Annotated in this window: 10 protein-coding genes and 1 tRNA gene; 2 read left to right on the top strand and 9 right to left on the bottom strand. The window is 45.9% G+C overall.

Annotated features, from left to right (window positions below; genetic code table 11):
- Positions 1–440: 440 nt before the first annotated feature.
- Positions 441–3,026 (top strand): bifunctional aconitate hydratase 2/2-methylisocitrate dehydratase, encoded by a 2,586-nt coding sequence (locus tag B7Y67_RS04620; RefSeq protein ID WP_293597588.1) that lies wholly within the window; start codon positions 441–443, stop codon positions 3,024–3,026.
- A gap of 76 nt (positions 3,027–3,102) precedes the next feature.
- Here the strand turns inward: B7Y67_RS04620 and B7Y67_RS04615 are convergent, their stop codons facing one another.
- From B7Y67_RS04615 to B7Y67_RS04605, 3 genes are read right to left on the bottom strand one after another with little or no spacing between them, the layout of a single operon-like run.
- Positions 3,103–3,879 carry a spermidine synthase gene (locus B7Y67_RS04615; protein WP_293597587.1) on the bottom strand — a complete coding sequence of 259 codons (777 nt, stop codon included), beginning with the start codon at positions 3,877–3,879 and terminating at the stop codon, positions 3,103–3,105.
- A gap of 4 nt (positions 3,880–3,883) precedes the next feature.
- Positions 3,884–7,918 (bottom strand): phosphoribosylformylglycinamidine synthase, encoded by a 4,035-nt coding sequence (gene purL / locus B7Y67_RS04610; protein ID WP_293597586.1) that lies wholly within the window; start codon positions 7,916–7,918, stop codon positions 3,884–3,886.
- A gap of 21 nt (positions 7,919–7,939) precedes the next feature.
- Positions 7,940–8,620 (bottom strand): ABC transporter ATP-binding protein, encoded by a 681-nt coding sequence (locus tag B7Y67_RS04605; RefSeq protein WP_293597585.1) that lies wholly within the window; start codon positions 8,618–8,620, stop codon positions 7,940–7,942.
- Between the two features lie 25 nt (positions 8,621–8,645).
- On the opposite strand from B7Y67_RS04605, the gene B7Y67_RS04600 reads away from it, so the two are divergent.
- The gene (locus tag B7Y67_RS04600) at positions 8,646–9,296 is read left to right on the top strand and encodes an arylesterase (protein WP_293597584.1); all 651 of its coding nucleotides are present in this window, start codon (positions 8,646–8,648) and stop codon (positions 9,294–9,296) included.
- A gap of 2 nt (positions 9,297–9,298) precedes the next feature.
- On the opposite strand, the gene B7Y67_RS04595 is transcribed toward B7Y67_RS04600, so the two are convergent.
- From B7Y67_RS04595 to tig, 6 genes are all read right to left on the bottom strand, one after another.
- Positions 9,299–10,765, bottom strand: a complete 1,467-nt coding sequence (locus B7Y67_RS04595) for a peptidylprolyl isomerase (protein WP_293597583.1) — start codon at positions 10,763–10,765, stop codon at positions 9,299–9,301.
- A 105-nt stretch (positions 10,766–10,870) separates the two neighbouring features.
- Positions 10,871–10,946 (bottom strand) — tRNA-Val (locus tag B7Y67_RS04590).
- A gap of 117 nt (positions 10,947–11,063) precedes the next feature.
- On the bottom strand, positions 11,064–13,496 hold the full coding sequence (gene lon, locus B7Y67_RS04585) for an endopeptidase La (RefSeq protein WP_293597582.1): 2,433 nt from the start codon (positions 13,494–13,496) through the stop codon (positions 11,064–11,066).
- A 178-nt stretch (positions 13,497–13,674) separates the two neighbouring features.
- On the bottom strand, positions 13,675–15,036 hold the full coding sequence (gene clpX / locus B7Y67_RS04580) for an ATP-dependent Clp protease ATP-binding subunit ClpX (protein ID WP_293597581.1): 1,362 nt from the start codon (positions 15,034–15,036) through the stop codon (positions 13,675–13,677).
- Between the two features lie 25 nt (positions 15,037–15,061).
- The gene (clpP, locus tag B7Y67_RS04575) at positions 15,062–15,691 is read right to left on the bottom strand and encodes an ATP-dependent Clp endopeptidase proteolytic subunit ClpP (RefSeq protein WP_293597580.1); all 630 of its coding nucleotides are present in this window, start codon (positions 15,689–15,691) and stop codon (positions 15,062–15,064) included.
- A gap of 27 nt (positions 15,692–15,718) precedes the next feature.
- Positions 15,719–17,056 (bottom strand): trigger factor, encoded by a 1,338-nt coding sequence (gene tig, locus B7Y67_RS04570; protein WP_293597589.1) that lies wholly within the window; start codon positions 17,054–17,056, stop codon positions 15,719–15,721.
- Positions 17,057–17,067: the final 11 nt, after the last annotated feature.

Below are 17,067 nucleotides of genomic sequence, written 5' to 3'. Positions count from 1 at the left end.
TCCTTTCCCTAAAGAAGAAACCACACCACCAGTGACAAAAACGTATTTGGTCATCGCTTAAGCTCTGTTGGAAAAAGTAATTATAACGATAGCGTCTGTGGCAGCAAATTTTCTAAGGTCGCCCAATAACTCAAAGGCTTAAAAAGGTTTCGTATATTTGCCGTCCAATTTTTAGTTCAGTACTTATTACTTCAATATGAATTTTTTGCTCTCCACTAAACCCTGAAATAGCCCTAATTCCCCCCTTTTGCTTGTTTGAGTACTCACAGATTAGCCGATATTCATGAAATTGAATCAAAATGCTTAATTTTTAAGCATTTTTAGGAATTTCGATAATTAAGTCTTATATAAGAGATGAATTAGCAATTACAATAGACTCGTTAGGGAACGACACCCTGCTTAGCCTTATTGTTGAAAACTCTTACCCAACAGGAAACACGATGCTAGAAGCCTACAACACACAGGTTGCCGAACGCGCAGCCCTTGGAATCCCAGCCCTCCCTCTAACTAAAGATCAAACAGCTGAACTGGTTGGCCTTCTCAAAAATCCTCCGAAGGGAAAAGAAGCGGAGTTGGTGGAGCTGATTACCAACCGCGTACCTGCTGGTGTTGATGAGGCGGCTAAAGTGAAGGCGGAATTTTTGGATGCCGTTGCCAAGGGAGCCGAGAAAACCCCTTTGATTTCACGCATCAAGGCTACTGAACTATTGGGCACGATGCTGGGTGGTTACAACATCAAACCCTTGGTCGAATTGTTATCGGATGCTGAGTGCGCCGCAACTGCAGCTGCAGCGTTGAAAAAAACCTTATTGATGTTCGACTACTTCCATGATGTTCAGGAGTTGGCGGAAAAAGGCAATGCAGAGGCTAAGGGCGTACTGCAAAGCTGGGCCGATGCCGAGTGGTTCACAAGCCGCCCCGCTGTTCCAGAAAGCATGAAGCTGACTGTATTTAAAGTTACTGGCGAAACCAATACCGACGATTTGTCCCCTGCTCCTGATGCATGGAGCCGTCCAGATATTCCATTGCACGCAACCATCATGTTGAAAAACCCACGTCCAGGTATTGAACCGGACGAAGCTGGTGTTCGCGGCCCAATGAGGCAAATCGAAGCCCTCCAGAAAAAAGGTAATCAAATTGCCTATGTTGGAGACGTAGTTGGTACAGGCTCTTCACGCAAATCCGCAACGAACTCTGTTCTTTGGTGGACTGGACAAGATATACCATTCGTGCCAAATAAGCGTTTTGGTGGCGTTTGCTTGGGCACCAAAATTGCTCCAATCTTCTTTAACACTATGGAAGATGCTGGCGCATTGCCAATTGAGCTTGATGTATCTGACATGAATATGGGCGACGAAATTGAATTGCGTCCATATGAAGGTAAGGCATTTAAAAACGGTAAAGAAATTGCTTCATTCTCATTGAAGTCACCAGTAATTTTGGATGAGGTTCGTGCGGGTGGTCGTATTCCATTAATTGTCGGTCGTGGCCTTACAGCTAAAGCGCGCGCAGCACTTGGCTTGCCAGCCTCGACAGAATTCCGTATTCCAGTTAGCCCACCTGATAACAAAAAAGGTTTCAGCTTGGCTCAGAAGATGGTGGGTCGCGCATGTGGATTGCCAGAAGGTCAAGGCGTTCGCCCAGATACCTATTGCGAACCACACATGACTACCGTGGGATCACAAGACACCACTGGTCCAATGACCCGTGATGAATTGAAAGACTTGGCTTGCCTAGGCTTCTCTGCTGACTTGGTAATGCAATCCTTCTGCCATACATCTGCCTATCCAAAACCAGTGGATATTCGCACTCACCATGAGTTGCCAGCATTTATGACCAATCGTGGTGGTGTTGCATTGCGTCCAGGTGATGGAGTGATCCATAGTTGGTTAAACCGCCTACTTCTTCCTGATACCTGCGGTACTGGCGGCGATAGTCACACTCGCTTCCCAATTGGCATCTCCTTCCCTGCTGGCTCTGGCTTAGTTGCCTTTGCTGCAGCTACCGGTGTAATGCCTTTGGATATGCCTGAGTCTGTATTAGTTCGATTCAAAGGAAAAATGCAGCCAGGCATTACTTTGCGCGATATGGTTAATGCAATTCCTTTGTATGCCATCAAAAAAGGCTTGTTAACAGTTGAGAAGCAAGGCAAGAAAAACATTTTCTCTGGCCGCATTTTAGAAATCGAAGGCTTACCTGATCTGAAAGTTGAACAAGCATTTGAGTTATCCGATGCTTCAGCCGAGCGCTCAGCTGCAGGCTGTGCGATTGCGCTCAGCAAAGAGCCAATTATTGAATACATGCGCTCTAACATTACTTTAATGAAGTGGATGATTGCTAATGGCTACGAAGACAAGCGTACCTTAGGTCGCCGTATTAAAGCTATGGAAGCTTGGATTGCAAAGCCTGATTTACTCAAAGCAGATGCAAATGCAGATTACGCCGAAGTGATTGAAATCGACATGAGCGAAATCAAAGAGCCAATATTGGCCTGCCCTAATGATCCAGATGACGTGAAATTCTTGTCTGAAGTTTCTGGCGAGAAGATCGATGAAGTGTTTATCGGCTCTTGCATGACAAACATTGGCCACTTCCGCGCAGCAGGTCAGGTTCTTCAGGGTAAAAAGGATATGCCTACACGCCTCTGGATTGCCCCTCCAACAAAGATGGATCAGATGATTCTGACCGAAGAAGGCTATTACGGCATCCTAGGATCTACAGGTGCCCGCATGGAAACTCCGGGCTGCTCACTTTGTATGGGTAATCAGGCGCAGATTCGCAAAGGCTCCACTGCAGTGTCTACTTCAACACGTAATTTCCCGAATCGCTTAGGTATTGATACTCGTGTTTACCTTGCATCTGCCGAGCTTTCAGCAGTTGCGGCACTTTTGGGTCGCTTACCTACACCGCATGAATACTTTGAACAAGTGGAATCATTAAATGCAAAAGCTGGCGAAGTTTATAAGTACATGAACTTTGACAAGATTAAGTCATTCAGTGATGTTGCTGATACGGTGACAGTCTAAGCATCATTAAGCCCTGAAGTTTTAGCCCAGTAAAAAAGGCGATCAACTGATCGCCTTTTTTCTTATCTAAATTTTGTTAAATGCAGAGTTTATTTTCTTGATGGGCATTTTCACGATTTAAGCCTGATACCCAGGTGTTGGTAGGTAAGCCCGTCTTTTCCGTCAGCAATTTCGCGCGCTTGGAGACTTCTTTCCATTCAACCTCGAGCCGAGGACCTTTGAATGCAATCGCTACTACATTGCAATCATGGGACTCTGGAAATAGTAGAACCCGATTATCAAATGCCCCACAAATATTATTCAAGTTGATATCAAAGCTCTTATGGCGAGAAAATAAATTGACCGTTAGTACGCCAGGCGACTTGAGAATGTCATAACAGCCCTTGTAGAACTCTAAAGAGCTCGCAGCCGGGCCATCACAAATCGCATCATAGAGATCAACTTGTACTGCATCAAAGTGATCCAGATACTTTGTATTCTGAACAAAAGCCTTGGCATCTGTTTGCAAGGTTTCCAGGCGACGATCATCATCGGGGGTGAAAAACATACTTCTTGCAGAAACAATGACAGCAGGATTCAGCTCAACAACAGTCGTCTTTACGGCTGGGCAATAACGATGTGCAAACTTCGTAAGCGCTCCAGTACCTAAGCCAAGCTGAGCTATACGCATTCCCGGCTTCGTTTCCAAAAATAGCAACCAAGCCATCATTTGCTGGTTGTATTCCAAATAAATCTCATCCGGGTCACGGATGCGCATTGCACCCTGAATTAACTCGCTACCAAAGTGCAAATAGCGCACTCCACCACTTTCAGAAAAGGTAACCGGCTCCATTGCCATGGATGAGTCTGACATGAAATTAATTTGCCCAAACTCTAGCGTTGCGGAATAAGCGCATCCACGGACTGGCTCCATCAGGCGTATCTAACCATTGTTTTGGAGCCCAGCTCATTTGCACCGCCCTGAATACACGCTCAGGATGCGGCATCATGACTGTAAAGCGACCGTCCGGTGTGGTTATCCCAGTTAGGCCCCCAGGCGAGCCATTTGGGTTCATTGGATAGGTTTCAGTTGGCTTGCCTTTGTGATCTACAAAACGTAGAGTAGCCAGCCCCTGCTTCTGAAGTGCCTCTAAATTGCCTTGTTGGCTAAAGTTGGCAAAGCCTTCACCATGAGCAATCGCAATGGGAAGCTGGCTTCCGCTCATACCTTGGGTAAAGATGGAAGGTGATGCCACTACCTCAGCTATCACCAAGCGAGCCTCATACTGTTCAGATTGGTTGCGAGTAAATTTAGGCCAAGCTTCTGCACCAGGAATAATCCCAGCAAGATTGCTCATCATTTGGCAACCATTGCACACACCCAATGCAAAACTATCTTGACGGCCGAAGAATGCGGAAAACTGATCGCGCAATTGACTATTAAAGAGAATGGTCTTTGCCCAGCCCTCACCTGCACCCAATACATCCCCGTAGCTAAATCCACCGCAAGCAATCAACCCACGGAAATCATCTAATTTCGATTTACCGGAGAGCAAATCTGACATATGCACGTCATAGCTATCAAAACCAGCCCAGTTCATGGCGTAAGCCATTTCTACATGGGAGTTAACGCCCTGCTCTCGCAAGATGGCAACTTTAGGTCGACTATTCTTATTAATAAATGGCGCCGCAATATCATCCGCAATATCGAATGTTAATTTGGGTGACATACCTGCATCCGCTACGTCGTCTAGTAGCGCAAACTCACTATCAGCACAGTCTGGGTTATCACGTAAGCGAGCAATCTGGTAACTGGTATTGGCCCACATCTTCTGGAGTACTTCACGAGGCTCTGCAAAAATATTTTTAGCATCACGCCAAATTTCGATGCGGCCATTAGTATTTGGTCTTGCAATCACATGGCTGTATGCGCTGAGGTTTAACTTACGCAAAACAGCAAATACAGCATCACGATCAGCTTTACGGATTTGAATTACCGCACCAAGCTCTTCATTAAATAAAGCGCGCATGGTTTGCTCATGACGACGACCAGAAACTTGTTGTGCCCAGTTTTTAGCATCACCCCAATCAGCTTCTTGGCCAACATCAACTGCGATCATGTCAACATTGATCGAAATACCAACATGAGATGCAAAAGCCATTTCTGCGATAGAGGCGAATAGACCTCCATCAGAACGGTCATGGTAGGCCAGCAACTGATCCGCTTTGCGTAGATCAATGATTGCAGTGGCAAGAGCTTTGAGATCTTCCGGGTGATCGACGTTGGGAGTTGATTTGCCAGATTGATTGAGCACTTGAGCCAGAATACTTCCAGCCATACGGTTTTTGCCACGACCCAAATCAATCAGGATTAATTCAGACTCTAAGGTCGCTCCAGAATCATCCTTAAGCTTTAGTAAAGGCGCCGTTGTTTTGCGAACATCCTGAACCGCAGCAAAAGCAGAAATAATTAGTGAAACTGGGGAAACTACTTTTTTGGCTTGATCACCATCTTGCCATGCAGTGGCCATGGATAAGGAATCTTTACCAACTGGGATCGATATTCCAAGGGCTGGGCATAAATCCATGCCAATCGCTTGAACTGAGTCATATAGCTTTGCATCTTCACCGGGTGCGCCACAAGCAGCCATCCAATTAGCAGAAAGCTTAACGTCTTCCAAACGACGAATATCAGCAGCCAAAAGATTGGTAATAGCTTCACCTACTGCCATTTTGGCAGCAGCTGGTGCATCGATTACAGCCAATGGGGTACGCTCGCCCATTGACATCGCTTCACCGCGGTAACCTTTGTAATCCATCAAGGTAACCGCACAATCGGCAACGGGAACTTGCCAAGGACCTACAAATGGGTCACGTGCATTAAGACCGCCAACAGTTCGATCGCCGATAGTAATCAAGAAAGACTTGCTAGCAACAGTAGGCTGCTGCAGGACCCAGGCAATAGATTGGGATAAATCGGTGTCGGTAACATCCAATTCTTCAAACTCTTGAGCAACACGCTTCACATCACGATGCATGCGTGGAGGCTTACCAAGCAATACCTCCATTGGCATATCAATCGGCATAGCTGCATCGCTACCTACAACTTCTTTGCTATCACTGAGCTGAAGTTGACGCTCAGTCGTTGCCTCACCAACCACGGCAAACGGACAACGCTCGCGCTCACAGAATGATTTAAAAAGCTCCAGATCTTTAGCTTCGATTGCGAGAACATAGCGTTCTTGAGATTCATTGCACCAAATCTCTGCAGGACTCATGCCACTCTCTTCAAGCGGGACTTTACGCAATTGAAATTGTGCGCCTAAGCCAGCACCATCAGCAAGCTCTGGAAATGCATTAGATACACCACCAGCTCCGACATCATGAATTGAAACAATCGGGTTAGCTTGACCCATAGCGATACACGAGTTGATAACCTCTTGAGCACGTCGCTCCATTTCAGGATTACCGCGTTGGACTGAGTCAAAATCGAGATCTGCAGTATTGGTACCAGTTGCAACGGAACTACCTGTTGCACCACCCATACCGATTCGCATACCAGGACCACCCAATTGAATAAACAAGTGCCCCGCTTTAATTTGTTTCTTGGCCGTATGTATTGAATCGATACTACCGATACCACCCGCAATCATGATTGGCTTGTGATATCCACGACGAACACCTTCCAAGGTTTGCTCAAAAACGCGGAAATAACCACCCAAGATTGGGCGACCAAATTCATTATTAAATGCAGCCCCACCCAGTGGACCATCAATCATGATTTGGAGTGGCGTTGCAATCCGTTCAGGCTTGCCGTACTTTTTAGATTCCCATGGTAAATCAGTGCCAGGAATATTGAGATTGGATACAGAGAAGCCAGTAAGGCCGGCTTTAGGGCGCCCACCAACACCAGTAGCACCCTCATCTCGAATCTCACCACCAGCGCCAGTAGAGGCACCTGGAAATGGTGCAATTGCAGTTGGATGATTGTGAGTCTCCACCTTCATCAAGGTATGGACTAAACGTGTATCTTTTTCGTATCGACGATCCTGGCCTTTTGGTGACCAAGTTTCAGACTCCACCCCTGCCATTACCGCTGAGTTGTCAGAGTAGGCAACAATCGTACCTTCAGGCTGCAGCTGATGGGTATTGCGTATCATTGCAAATAGTGATTTTTCTTGATCATCACCATCGATAGTCCAGCTGGAATTGAATATCTTATGACGGCAGTGCTCACTGTTTGCCTGTGCAAACATAATCAACTCGACATCGCTTGGGTTACGTTCTAAACGAATGAAATTCTCAACTAAATAAAGCACCTCATCTTCCGACAAGGCGAGACCTAGTTCTTGGTTTGCTTTATCTAGAGCAACCCTTCCCTCGGTTAATACCGGGATGCATACAAATGGGCGATCAGGCAAAGATTGATACAAAGCACTAGCTTCGTTGATATCTGAGATGACAGCTTCGGTCATCCGATCATGCAATACAGCCAATACCAATTGCTCTTGTTCTTTGCTGAGCGCTTTTTTACTCTGCCATACATATTGAACGCCACGCTCAATTCGCAAAACCTGGAGTCCACATTGACGCGCAATATCAGTTGCCTTACTGGCCCATGGAGAAACTGTACCAAAACGTGGGATAGCAATCGCAGATTGTTTCTCGGTCGACTTACTGAATAAGGAGCTACTGCTCTTCATTTGGGATACAAAGGGTTGACCGTAAGTTAGTAAACTTTCGAGCACCTCATTGTCTTTGGTATTGAGTTCGGACTCAGACCAAATGAAATGAAGGTATTGAGCCTGTATAGACTCAAGTTGGATTCCTTGGGCGGCGAGCGAAGCTAAAAGTCGCTGTTGGCGGAAGGCTGAAAGGGCATTTGCCCCGGGCAAGCAACAGAAAGATGACATGCCAAGATTATAAGGTTTTGATCAGACCAGACGTCCGCCCTGAAGGCTTAATTGGCGTTTGCACCGTGCAGCCAAGGCTGGATCGTGGGTCACCAGAACCAGAGTTGAGGAATTCTCCCGATTCAGCTCAAAAAGGAGCTCAATTACCTTATTTCCACTAACCTCATCTAGGCTTCCAGTTGGTTCATCGGCGAAGAGAATCGCAGGCTTATTTACGAAGGCACGAGCCAGCGCTACGCGTTGCTGCTCACCGCCAGAAAGGGTCTTAGGGAAATGGTTTGCCCTTGGGTCAAGGCCAACCCTTTCAAGCCAATGATGGGCGGTTAGCTTAGCTTGGGCCTGATCTACGCCAGCCATCTCCAGGGGCAGCATCACGTTCTCTAAAGCAGTTAAATGGGGCAATAGTTGGAATGATTGAAAAACAAAACCAACAAACTGCCCGCGTAGACGTGCCCTGCCATCCTCGTCAAGTTGATTCAGGTCCTGCCCCATTAACTCAATCTGACCGGAACTCGGTACATCTAATCCGGCTAAGAGACTTAGTAAGGTGCTTTTACCAGAACCAGATGCACCCACAATGGCCACGCTTTCGCCCTGCTCAATTTGAAAGCAAAGATCATGCAAAATAACCAAGTCTCCATCGGCTGTATTAGCCAGCTTGCCAAGCTGATCGGCAACAATGGAATTAGACTCTTTGTTCATGTGGAAAATTTTCTAGAATGGAAAAATGCGGATCAAACTCTTAGCGGTCAATAAATTCATTACCGGTCTATTTTGCCTCGTAATGAGCATTTATTCTTGGGCCCAGGTAAACCCGGTAATCCTGGTGCTGGGTGATAGCCTTTCTGCTGAATACGGATTGCCACGTGGTACGGGCTGGGTCAATCTTCTTGAAGAGCAACTTGCTAGAGATAAAAGCCCTTGGACTGTATTTAATGCCAGCATTAGCGGTGAAACTAGTTCGGGTGGACTGACCCGATTACCCAAGCTCCTGGGTCAAAAAAAGCCCGGCATCGTTTTAATTGAGCTTGGGGCAAATGATGCCTTACGTGGTTTACCGGTGAATGAAACTGAAAGTAATTTAAGCAAGATGATTCAGATGAGCAAAAAATCTGGGGCTAAGGTTTTGCTCTGCGGCATACAGATCCCATCAAACTATGGCCAAAACTACACCACGCAATTTAAGAAACTCTATCCTCAACTTGCCAATCAAGAGGGCATTGAGTTGCTGCCGTTTTTCTTAGAAGGCGTTGCAACTAAGTCCGAATTATTTCAGGCAGATCGATTGCACCCAAATGCTCAAGCGCAAAACATGATCTTTAAAAACGTATGGGGCTCAATGGCCCCATACAGTAACTTGCTGAAAAAGATTCCCTAGCTTTAACTGCCTGCGCTACCTGAGCTTGCTTGCTTTAGTGGGTTGATGACTTTAACTCCAGCACCATTGCGCCAGTAAGCCATGAAGCCAGCAAATTCTGACTGTGCAGCCAGAGCTTGGATCTGTTGTGCTTGCGCCTTATGAGCCTTGGCATCGACCGATGTCGGCTGGCGAACCTGATCAATACGATAAATTGTTGTACCCACACCAGGATTCGAGACTGAAACTACGGCTGGTAATTTATTGGCATTCACCGACATGACTTCATCCATCGATGGGCCAACTAAGCTACCAGGCTTGTTGCGTGAAATCCAGCTGGCGACACCAAAACCAGCAGCATTTTTTGGATCTTTTTCAAGGGCGGCCAATTTCTCACTAGCGGCGGCGATAGCCAACTTCTCCGCAGCGCGCTGACTAACTTGACGCTTAACTTCTGAGGCAACATCCTTGTAAGGCATGATTTGAGCAGGATACAAAGTCAGCACTCGAGCTGATACAAATACGCCTGGCGCTGTTTGCACAGCCTCAGTATTTCGCTTGCTCTTCAGGGCTTCATCAGCATAAAGGGACTGAACAACCTTGAGATTGGCTAAAGGATGATCCTTGGATACGCCAGGAGCGCCACCACGAGTAACGCCCTTCTGAGTTTGAATGCTGAGCTTTAATTTATCAGCGGCAGGTTTCAAACTATCCGACTGGTCGTAAGTGATATTTGCAAACTGATCAGCTTTTTCATTAAAAACTTTGGAATCTTCTTTTGGATCAGCCTTAAGAACAATGTACTCAACATCAATATATTCAGGACGCTCGAATAATTTAGCGTTGGCCTCGTAAAAAGCCTGTAACTCATCCGTGCTCGGATTAACTTTAGAAAAATAATCTTTAGCATTGAACTGCAAGGTCTGAACCTGTCTTTCAGACTCGTATAGGGATGAAACAACTTCAGACAATTTCGGGCTAGCTAGCTCTGTACGAGCCACGGAGTTCACAAGCTGCTGAATTTTCAAATCAAAAATTTGGCCAGCATAGAACTGCTCCTCGTTCATGCCGTTACTTGCCAACAACTGTTTAAAGCGCACATCGTCAAATGTACCGTCCTGACGATATAAAGCACGAATCTGCGGAATCTTCTGTAGGCTATTCACAAGTTCTTGTTTTCCTACTTGCAAGTGCAAATCACTCACCGCAAAACCTAAGATACGCTGTTGTAGCAGTTCATTGAGGATTGCCTGACGAAACGGCAAGCTTTGAGCAATTTGTACATTTCCACCCACTCGCTCAGCTTGACGCTTTGCAGCCATATCAACCTCTTGCGCTGTGATTGGCTTGCCGTTCACTTTGACGATATCGGTTTCTTTATCCATAAATCCGGAATAGCTTGAAATCCCAAATAAGGCAAAAGAAGGAACAATGAAGAGCATCAATACAAACTGCAAAACTCTTTGGTGCTTACGTACGGAATCAAACATGAATTAATCGCTCGAAAATAAAGTCAATGATGCGAGTGTACTAGGCTGAAGATCTAGAGGAACTAGAAAGCCTAAGAGAAGAAAAACAAATGCGATCTGGGAAACTGGTGGGCGCTGACGGGATCGAACCGCCGACATTCTGCGTGTAAGGCAGACGCTCTACCATCTGAGCTAAGCGCCCCAAATTAATACAGTCGAGATTGTAACCTAGTGCAGGAATAAAAGAGAGATTCTTCATCAAAAAAGACATTAATTGAACCGTCAATCAGACTCAAGATCTCTCAAATATCCCTAGGCATCAATGCTTGAGGACCTCTCCAGAAGAAATCTTTTCACTGGCTTTGCTAGCTTCAGCAGCCTTTTTAGCAAGCTCTTCTGGTGTCGGGTCTGGCAAAGCAACGGGTTTTCTCTCTAAAGCCAACTCCAGAACTCGATCGATCCAGCGTACAGGCACAATTTCAATTGCATTCTTGACGTTGTCTGGAATATCAATCAAATCTTTGACATTTTCCTCTGGAATCAAGGCCAATTTAATGCCCCCTCGATGGGCAGCTAATAATTTCTCCTTTAGACCCCCAATTGGTAGCACCTCGCCACGCAAAGTGATCTCACCAGTCATGGCTACATCCGAGCGAATTGGAATGCCTGTGAATACCGATACCAGGGCTGTCGTGATTGCAATGCCGGCCGATGGACCGTCCTTTGGGGTTGCGCCATCTGGGAAGTGAATATGAATATCCTTTTTCTCAAAGGCTTCGTCCGCAATACCCAAAGCTCTGGCTCTAGAACGAACCACGGTTTTCGCTGCTTCAACCGACTCCTTCATCACATCGCCAATCGAGCCGGTACGAGTAATTACACCTTTACCAGGCATCACTGCCGCTTCAATAGTCAACAGGTCGCCCCCGACCTCAGTCCAAGCAAGGCCGGTTACCTGACCCACTTGATTTTCCTTGGCAGCAAGACCGAAGTCATACATTTTGACGGAGAGGAACTTCTCAAGATTGTCAGCATTGACTGTGACTGGCGCAGCTTCTTTCTTGAGGAGAAGCAACTTCACCACCTTGCGGCAGATCTTGCTGATTTCACGTTCTAAAGAACGCACGCCAGCTTCGCGGGTGTAGTAACGAATCATGCTGCGAACGGCAGATTCCTCAATTTTCAATTCATCTTTCTTGAGACCATTATTTTTAATCTGCTTGGGTATTAAATAATTAATCGCAATGCTCGTCTTCTCATCTTCGGTATAGCCTGCAAGGCGAATAATTTCCAAGCGATCTAACAATGGGCCAGGAATATTTAATGAGTTTGATGTTGCAACAAACATCACATCGGAGAGATCAAAATCAACTTCGACATAGTGATCCTGGAAGGTGTGATTTTGCTCTGGATCTAAAACTTCCAGCAAGGCGCTAGCAGGGTCGCCGCGGAAATCCATACCCATCTTGTCGACTTCGTCCAAGAGGAATAAAGGATTGCGTACGCCTACCTTCGTCAAGCTTGAAAGAATCTTGCCTGGCATAGAACCAATATAGGTTCGACGATGACCACGAATCTCAGACTCGTCACGAACACCACCTAATGCCATACGCACAAACTTACGGTTTGTTGCGCGGGCAATGGATTGACCGAGAGACGTTTTACCAACACCAGGAGGGCCAACCAAACAGAGGATCGGGGCCTTAACGCGCTCAACTCGCTGTTGAACTGCAAGATATTCCAAGATGCGCTCTTTAACCTTATCAAGTCCGTAATGATCCTCGTCCAATACTTTTTCAGCGTTAGCCAAATCATTATTGATCTTGGTTTTTTTCTTCCATGGAAGAGTGACCAAGGTGTCAATAAAATTACGTATCACTGTTGCTTCAGCAGACATTGGCGACATGAGTTTGAGTTTTTTCAACTCAGACTCAGCCTTCCTCAAAGCTTCTTTTGGCATGCGAGCGGCTTTAATGCGCTTCTCAAGCTCCTCGAGATCAGCACCCTCTTCACCCTCACCTAATTCCTTTTGAATGGCTTTAACTTGTTCGTTTAAGTAGTACTCACGCTGACTCTTCTCCATCTGGCGCTTAACGCGTCCACGAATACGCTTCTCGACTTGCAAAATATCAATCTCACTTTCGAGATCAGCCAAGAGGCTTTCTAAGCGTTGCACTACATCAGTCATTTCAAGTAAACGTTGCTTTTGCTCAAGCTTGACTGGGAGATGGGCGCAAATCGTATCCGCCAAACGGCTTGGATCATCGATGCCACCCAATGAAGACAAAATCTCCTGAGGAACCTTTTTATTGAGCTTCACGTATTGATCGAATTGGGCCATGATGGCGCGACGCAATGCTTCAGTCTCATGAGCATCCAATGAGGACATTGGAGTTGGAGATGCTTCACAACCGAAATACCCTTGGCTATCCTCAACTTGACTGACTTCAGCACGTTGAACACCCTCAACCAAAACCTTGACAGTGCCATCTGGCAACTTCAGCATTTGAAGGATATTAGCGATACAGCCGACCTCATAAAGATCTTCAACGCCAGGTTCATCCTTGGCGGCAGTCTTTTGAGCTACTAAAAGCACATTTTTGCCAGTTTCCATGGCGGCTTCTAATGCTTTGATCGATTTTGGGCGACCCACAAATAAGGGGATCACCATGTGTGGAAACACTACGACGTCCCTTAAGGGGAGAAGTGGTAGTTGAATAGGTTCAGAGGGTAGTAATAAGTGGCCAGGCATAGGGCAATTCCTCCAAAATAGTCGTTCCGTAAAATTCTCTAAAAATGCCGCACTACTAAATACGGACATGATTCAGGAATAGGATACTACCTATATGGGTGCCACCTAGTCAAAAACAAGGGGTAAATATGCGAAAAGTGAGCGAAAACCCTGTGAAAACATCAACAAAGACCAAAAATTAGGCTTTTTTGCTCATTTCCGCAGAATCGTCACCTTGCTTGTAGACCAAAATAGGCTTTCCGCCCACAGCGATGGTATTTTCATCGATGACTACCTTTTGAACATTCTTCAAAGATGGCAGGTCATACATCACATCCATGAGAGATCCCTCGAGGATTGAACGCAGTCCACGAGCACCAGTCTTGCGTGCAATGGCTTTCTTGGCAATGGCTGATAGTGCAGCTGGGCGAACTTCCAGCTCTGAGCCTTCCATGGTTAATAGCGCTTGATATTGCTTCACCAAGGCATTCTTAGGCTCAGTCAAAATCTGGATCAAAGCGGTTTCATCCAATTGCGCCAAAGTGGCCACAACTGGCAAACGACCAATCAACTCAGGAATAAGGCCAAACTTAATTAAATCTTCGGGCTCAACTTCTATCAGGAGGTCGCTAACACCGCGATCATCTTTGCCTGGAACCGTGGCATTAAATCCAATGCCGGTCTTCGCAGTACGCTGCTGAATCACCTTCTCAAGACCATCAAATGCGCCACCGCAGATAAATAGGATATTGGTTGTATCTACTTGCAAGAAATCTTGATTAGGATGCTTACGGCCACCCTGAGGAGGTACGGAGGCCATAGTGCCTTCAACCAGCTTTAACAAGGCTTGTTGAACGCCCTCACCCGAAACGTCACGGGTAATAGATGGGTTATCCGACTTACGAGAGATCTTATCAATCTCGTCGATATACACAATGCCGCGCTGCGCTTTTTCTACGTTGTAATCACAGGCCTGCAATAGTTTTTGAATGATGTTCTCAACGTCTTCACCAACGTAACCTGCCTCGGTTAATGTTGTGGCATCGGCCATGACGAAAGGCACATCCAACATGCGTGCCAAGGTCTGTGCCAATAATGTTTTACCTGAACCAGTTGGGCCGATTAGCAAAATATTGCTCTTTGCTAATTCAACACCGTCAACCATAGCTTTAGCAGGTAGCTTGGATTCTTTTTTGTCAGCAGCCTCAACAGGCTTACCGTCTTTATCTAGCTTTTCTTTTTTAGGCTTAGGCAAATACTGCAAACGCTTGTAGTGGTTGTAGACCGCTACCGCCAAAGTCTTCTTCGCATGATCTTGACCAATGACATACTGATCTAAGTTCTCACGAATCTGATGTGGTGTTGGTAAAGAGTCATCACCCTCCCCTTTAGGAAGTTTTGCCAACTCTTCTTGAATGACGTCGGTGCATAAGTCGATGCACTCATCGCAAATAAAAACAGAGGGCCCAGCGATCAGCTTCTTAACTTCATGCTGACTCTTGCCACAAAAGGAGCAATACAGAATTTTGTCTGCGCTATTGGTATTGTTTTTATCGCTCAAGATGGCTATCTAAGTGAGGTGTAGATTAAGGGCGCTTATCAATGACTTTATCGATCAAGCCATACTCTTGAGCCTGATCTGCAGACATGAAGTTATCGCGATCAGTATCTTTAGCAATGGCTTCAATGGATTGGCCAGTGCGGTCAGCCAAAATCTTATTTAAGCGCTCACGCAAGTAGAGAATTTCACGCGCTTGGATTTCAATATCAGAAGCTTGGCCACGTGCACCGCCTAATGGCTGATGAATCATCACGCGTGAATTAGGCAAGGCATAACGCTTACCCTTCTCACCAGCACATAACAAGAATGCGCCCATGCTGGCAGCCATACCCATGCACAAAGTACTAACATGTGGCTTGATGAACTGCATCGTGTCATAGATTGCTAAGCCAGCCGATACAGAGCCGCCAGGAGAGTTGATATAAAGAGAAATTTCTTTATCTGGGTTCTCGCTCTCAAGGAAAAGTAACTGAGCAATAACCAAGTTTGCAGTTTGATCATTTACCTCGCCAACTAAGAAAACAACACGTTCTCTGAGTAGGCGAGAGTAAATATCATAGGCCCTCTCACCTCGACCAGAGGTTTCAATCACCATTGGAACTAAACCCAAACTTTTGGGCTCTAAATTCTCAGACTGGAAATGATTCTGGTTCATGTGATCAGACCTTTATTAATTAATTACTTAGTTGAGCTTGCTGAGTTCTTCAAAGGTAACGGCTTTATCAATCACTTTAGCTTTTGAAGTGAAATGCTTGATGACGTTATCTTCAAGAACCAAGTTCTCGATATCTTTAAGACGGCTTGGATTGCTATAGAACCAACGCACCACTTCTTTCGGATCTTCGTAAGTTGCTGCTTGTTCGTCGATCTCAGCTTTGATTTGATCTGAAGTGGCAGCTAAATTCTCTTGCTTAACCAAGTCGCTCAAAATCAAGCCAAGACGAACACGCTTGAGAGCTTGCTCAGCGAACATCTCAGCAGGGATAGGTGCATCTTTAGCATTTGGAATGCCGCGCTGCATCAAGTCTTGACGTGCGGACTCAACCAAACGCTCTTGCTCTTGAGCAACCAACGATTTTGGAGCATCAAGATCGCAAATACTGTTGAGCTTCTCCATGACTTCACCTTTTAGCAAGGAAGTAATGCGACGCTTCGTTTCACGATCTAAATTCTCTTTAACTTCTTCGCGCATCTTCGCAACGCCACCTTCAGCAACGCCCAAGGATAATGCAAAGGCATCGTCAATCGCAGGTAGGTGTGCCCAGTTGACTGACTTCACAGTGATGGTGAAATCAGCAGTCTTACCAGCCACATCTTTACCGTGGTAATCGGCTGGGAAACTTAATGGGAAAGTCTTGCTCTCGCTTACCTTGAGCCCCAAAGTAGCAGCTTCAAATTCTGGGAGCATACGACCTTCACCAAGAACGTATTCAAAGTTTTCCGCTTTACCGCCAGCAAATTCAACGCCGTCGATTTTGCCGACAAAGTCGATTACAACTTGGTCGCCAGCTTGAGCTGCTGTGTTTGCACCACCATCACCATGAGCACCAGCTTCGCCGCGCGGATGGTAATGCACTTGCTGCTTACGCAATACATCCAAAGCACGATCAATCTCGGCATCTGAAATGTCGGTTGTGTATTTAGTTACTTCAGCTTTACTGAAATCGCCAATTTTCACTTCTGGCAAGACTTCAAAGTAAGCATCAAACACAATTTTGTCTGCGTCTAATTCTGATTTTGGATCGAGGCGTGGCTGACCAGCCAATAGAATTTTTTCATTTTGAGCTAAGTCATAGAAGAGTTCTTGAGCTTTATCAAACTGGAGCTCGAAATCCACTTGCATGCCGTATTGCTTTTCAACCATGTTCTTAGGCACTTTGCCTGGACGGAAGCCTGGGGCTTTCATGGTTTTACCCAATTTAGCCAAACGGTCTTCTCTTGCCTTAGCCAAATCGGCACGAGCGAACTCTAAGGTCACTTTGCGGTCTAACTGACCTAAATTTTCTATCTGCACAGCCATTCTCGTCTCTT

The organism is Polynucleobacter sp. 35-46-11 (genome assembly GCF_002281105.1).
This window is presented reverse-complemented; position numbering and strand designations above follow the sequence as displayed.

Bases quoted from the DNA above. Each gene is read 5' to 3' on its own strand.
- tig (WP_293597589.1), bottom strand. From the start codon at position 17,056: ATGGCTGTGCAGATAGAAAATTTAGGTCAGTTAGACCGCAAAGTGACC.
- B7Y67_RS04600 (WP_293597584.1), top strand. From the start codon at position 8,646: ATGCGGATCAAACTCTTAGCGGTCAATAAATTCATTACCGGTCTATTT.
- B7Y67_RS04605 (WP_293597585.1), bottom strand. From the start codon at position 8,620: ATGAACAAAGAGTCTAATTCCATTGTTGCCGATCAGCTTGGCAAGCTG.
- lon (WP_293597582.1), bottom strand. From the start codon at position 13,496: ATGCCTGGCCACTTATTACTACCCTCTGAACCTATTCAACTACCACTT.
- B7Y67_RS04595 (WP_293597583.1), bottom strand. From the start codon at position 10,765: ATGTTTGATTCCGTACGTAAGCACCAAAGAGTTTTGCAGTTTGTATTG.
- B7Y67_RS04615 (WP_293597587.1), bottom strand. From the start codon at position 3,879: ATGTCAGACTCATCCATGGCAATGGAGCCGGTTACCTTTTCTGAAAGT.
- purL (WP_293597586.1), bottom strand. From the start codon at position 7,918: ATGTCATCTTTCTGTTGCTTGCCCGGGGCAAATGCCCTTTCAGCCTTC.
- clpP (WP_293597580.1), bottom strand. From the start codon at position 15,691: ATGAACCAGAATCATTTCCAGTCTGAGAATTTAGAGCCCAAAAGTTTG.
- B7Y67_RS04620 (WP_293597588.1), top strand. From the start codon at position 441: ATGCTAGAAGCCTACAACACACAGGTTGCCGAACGCGCAGCCCTTGGA.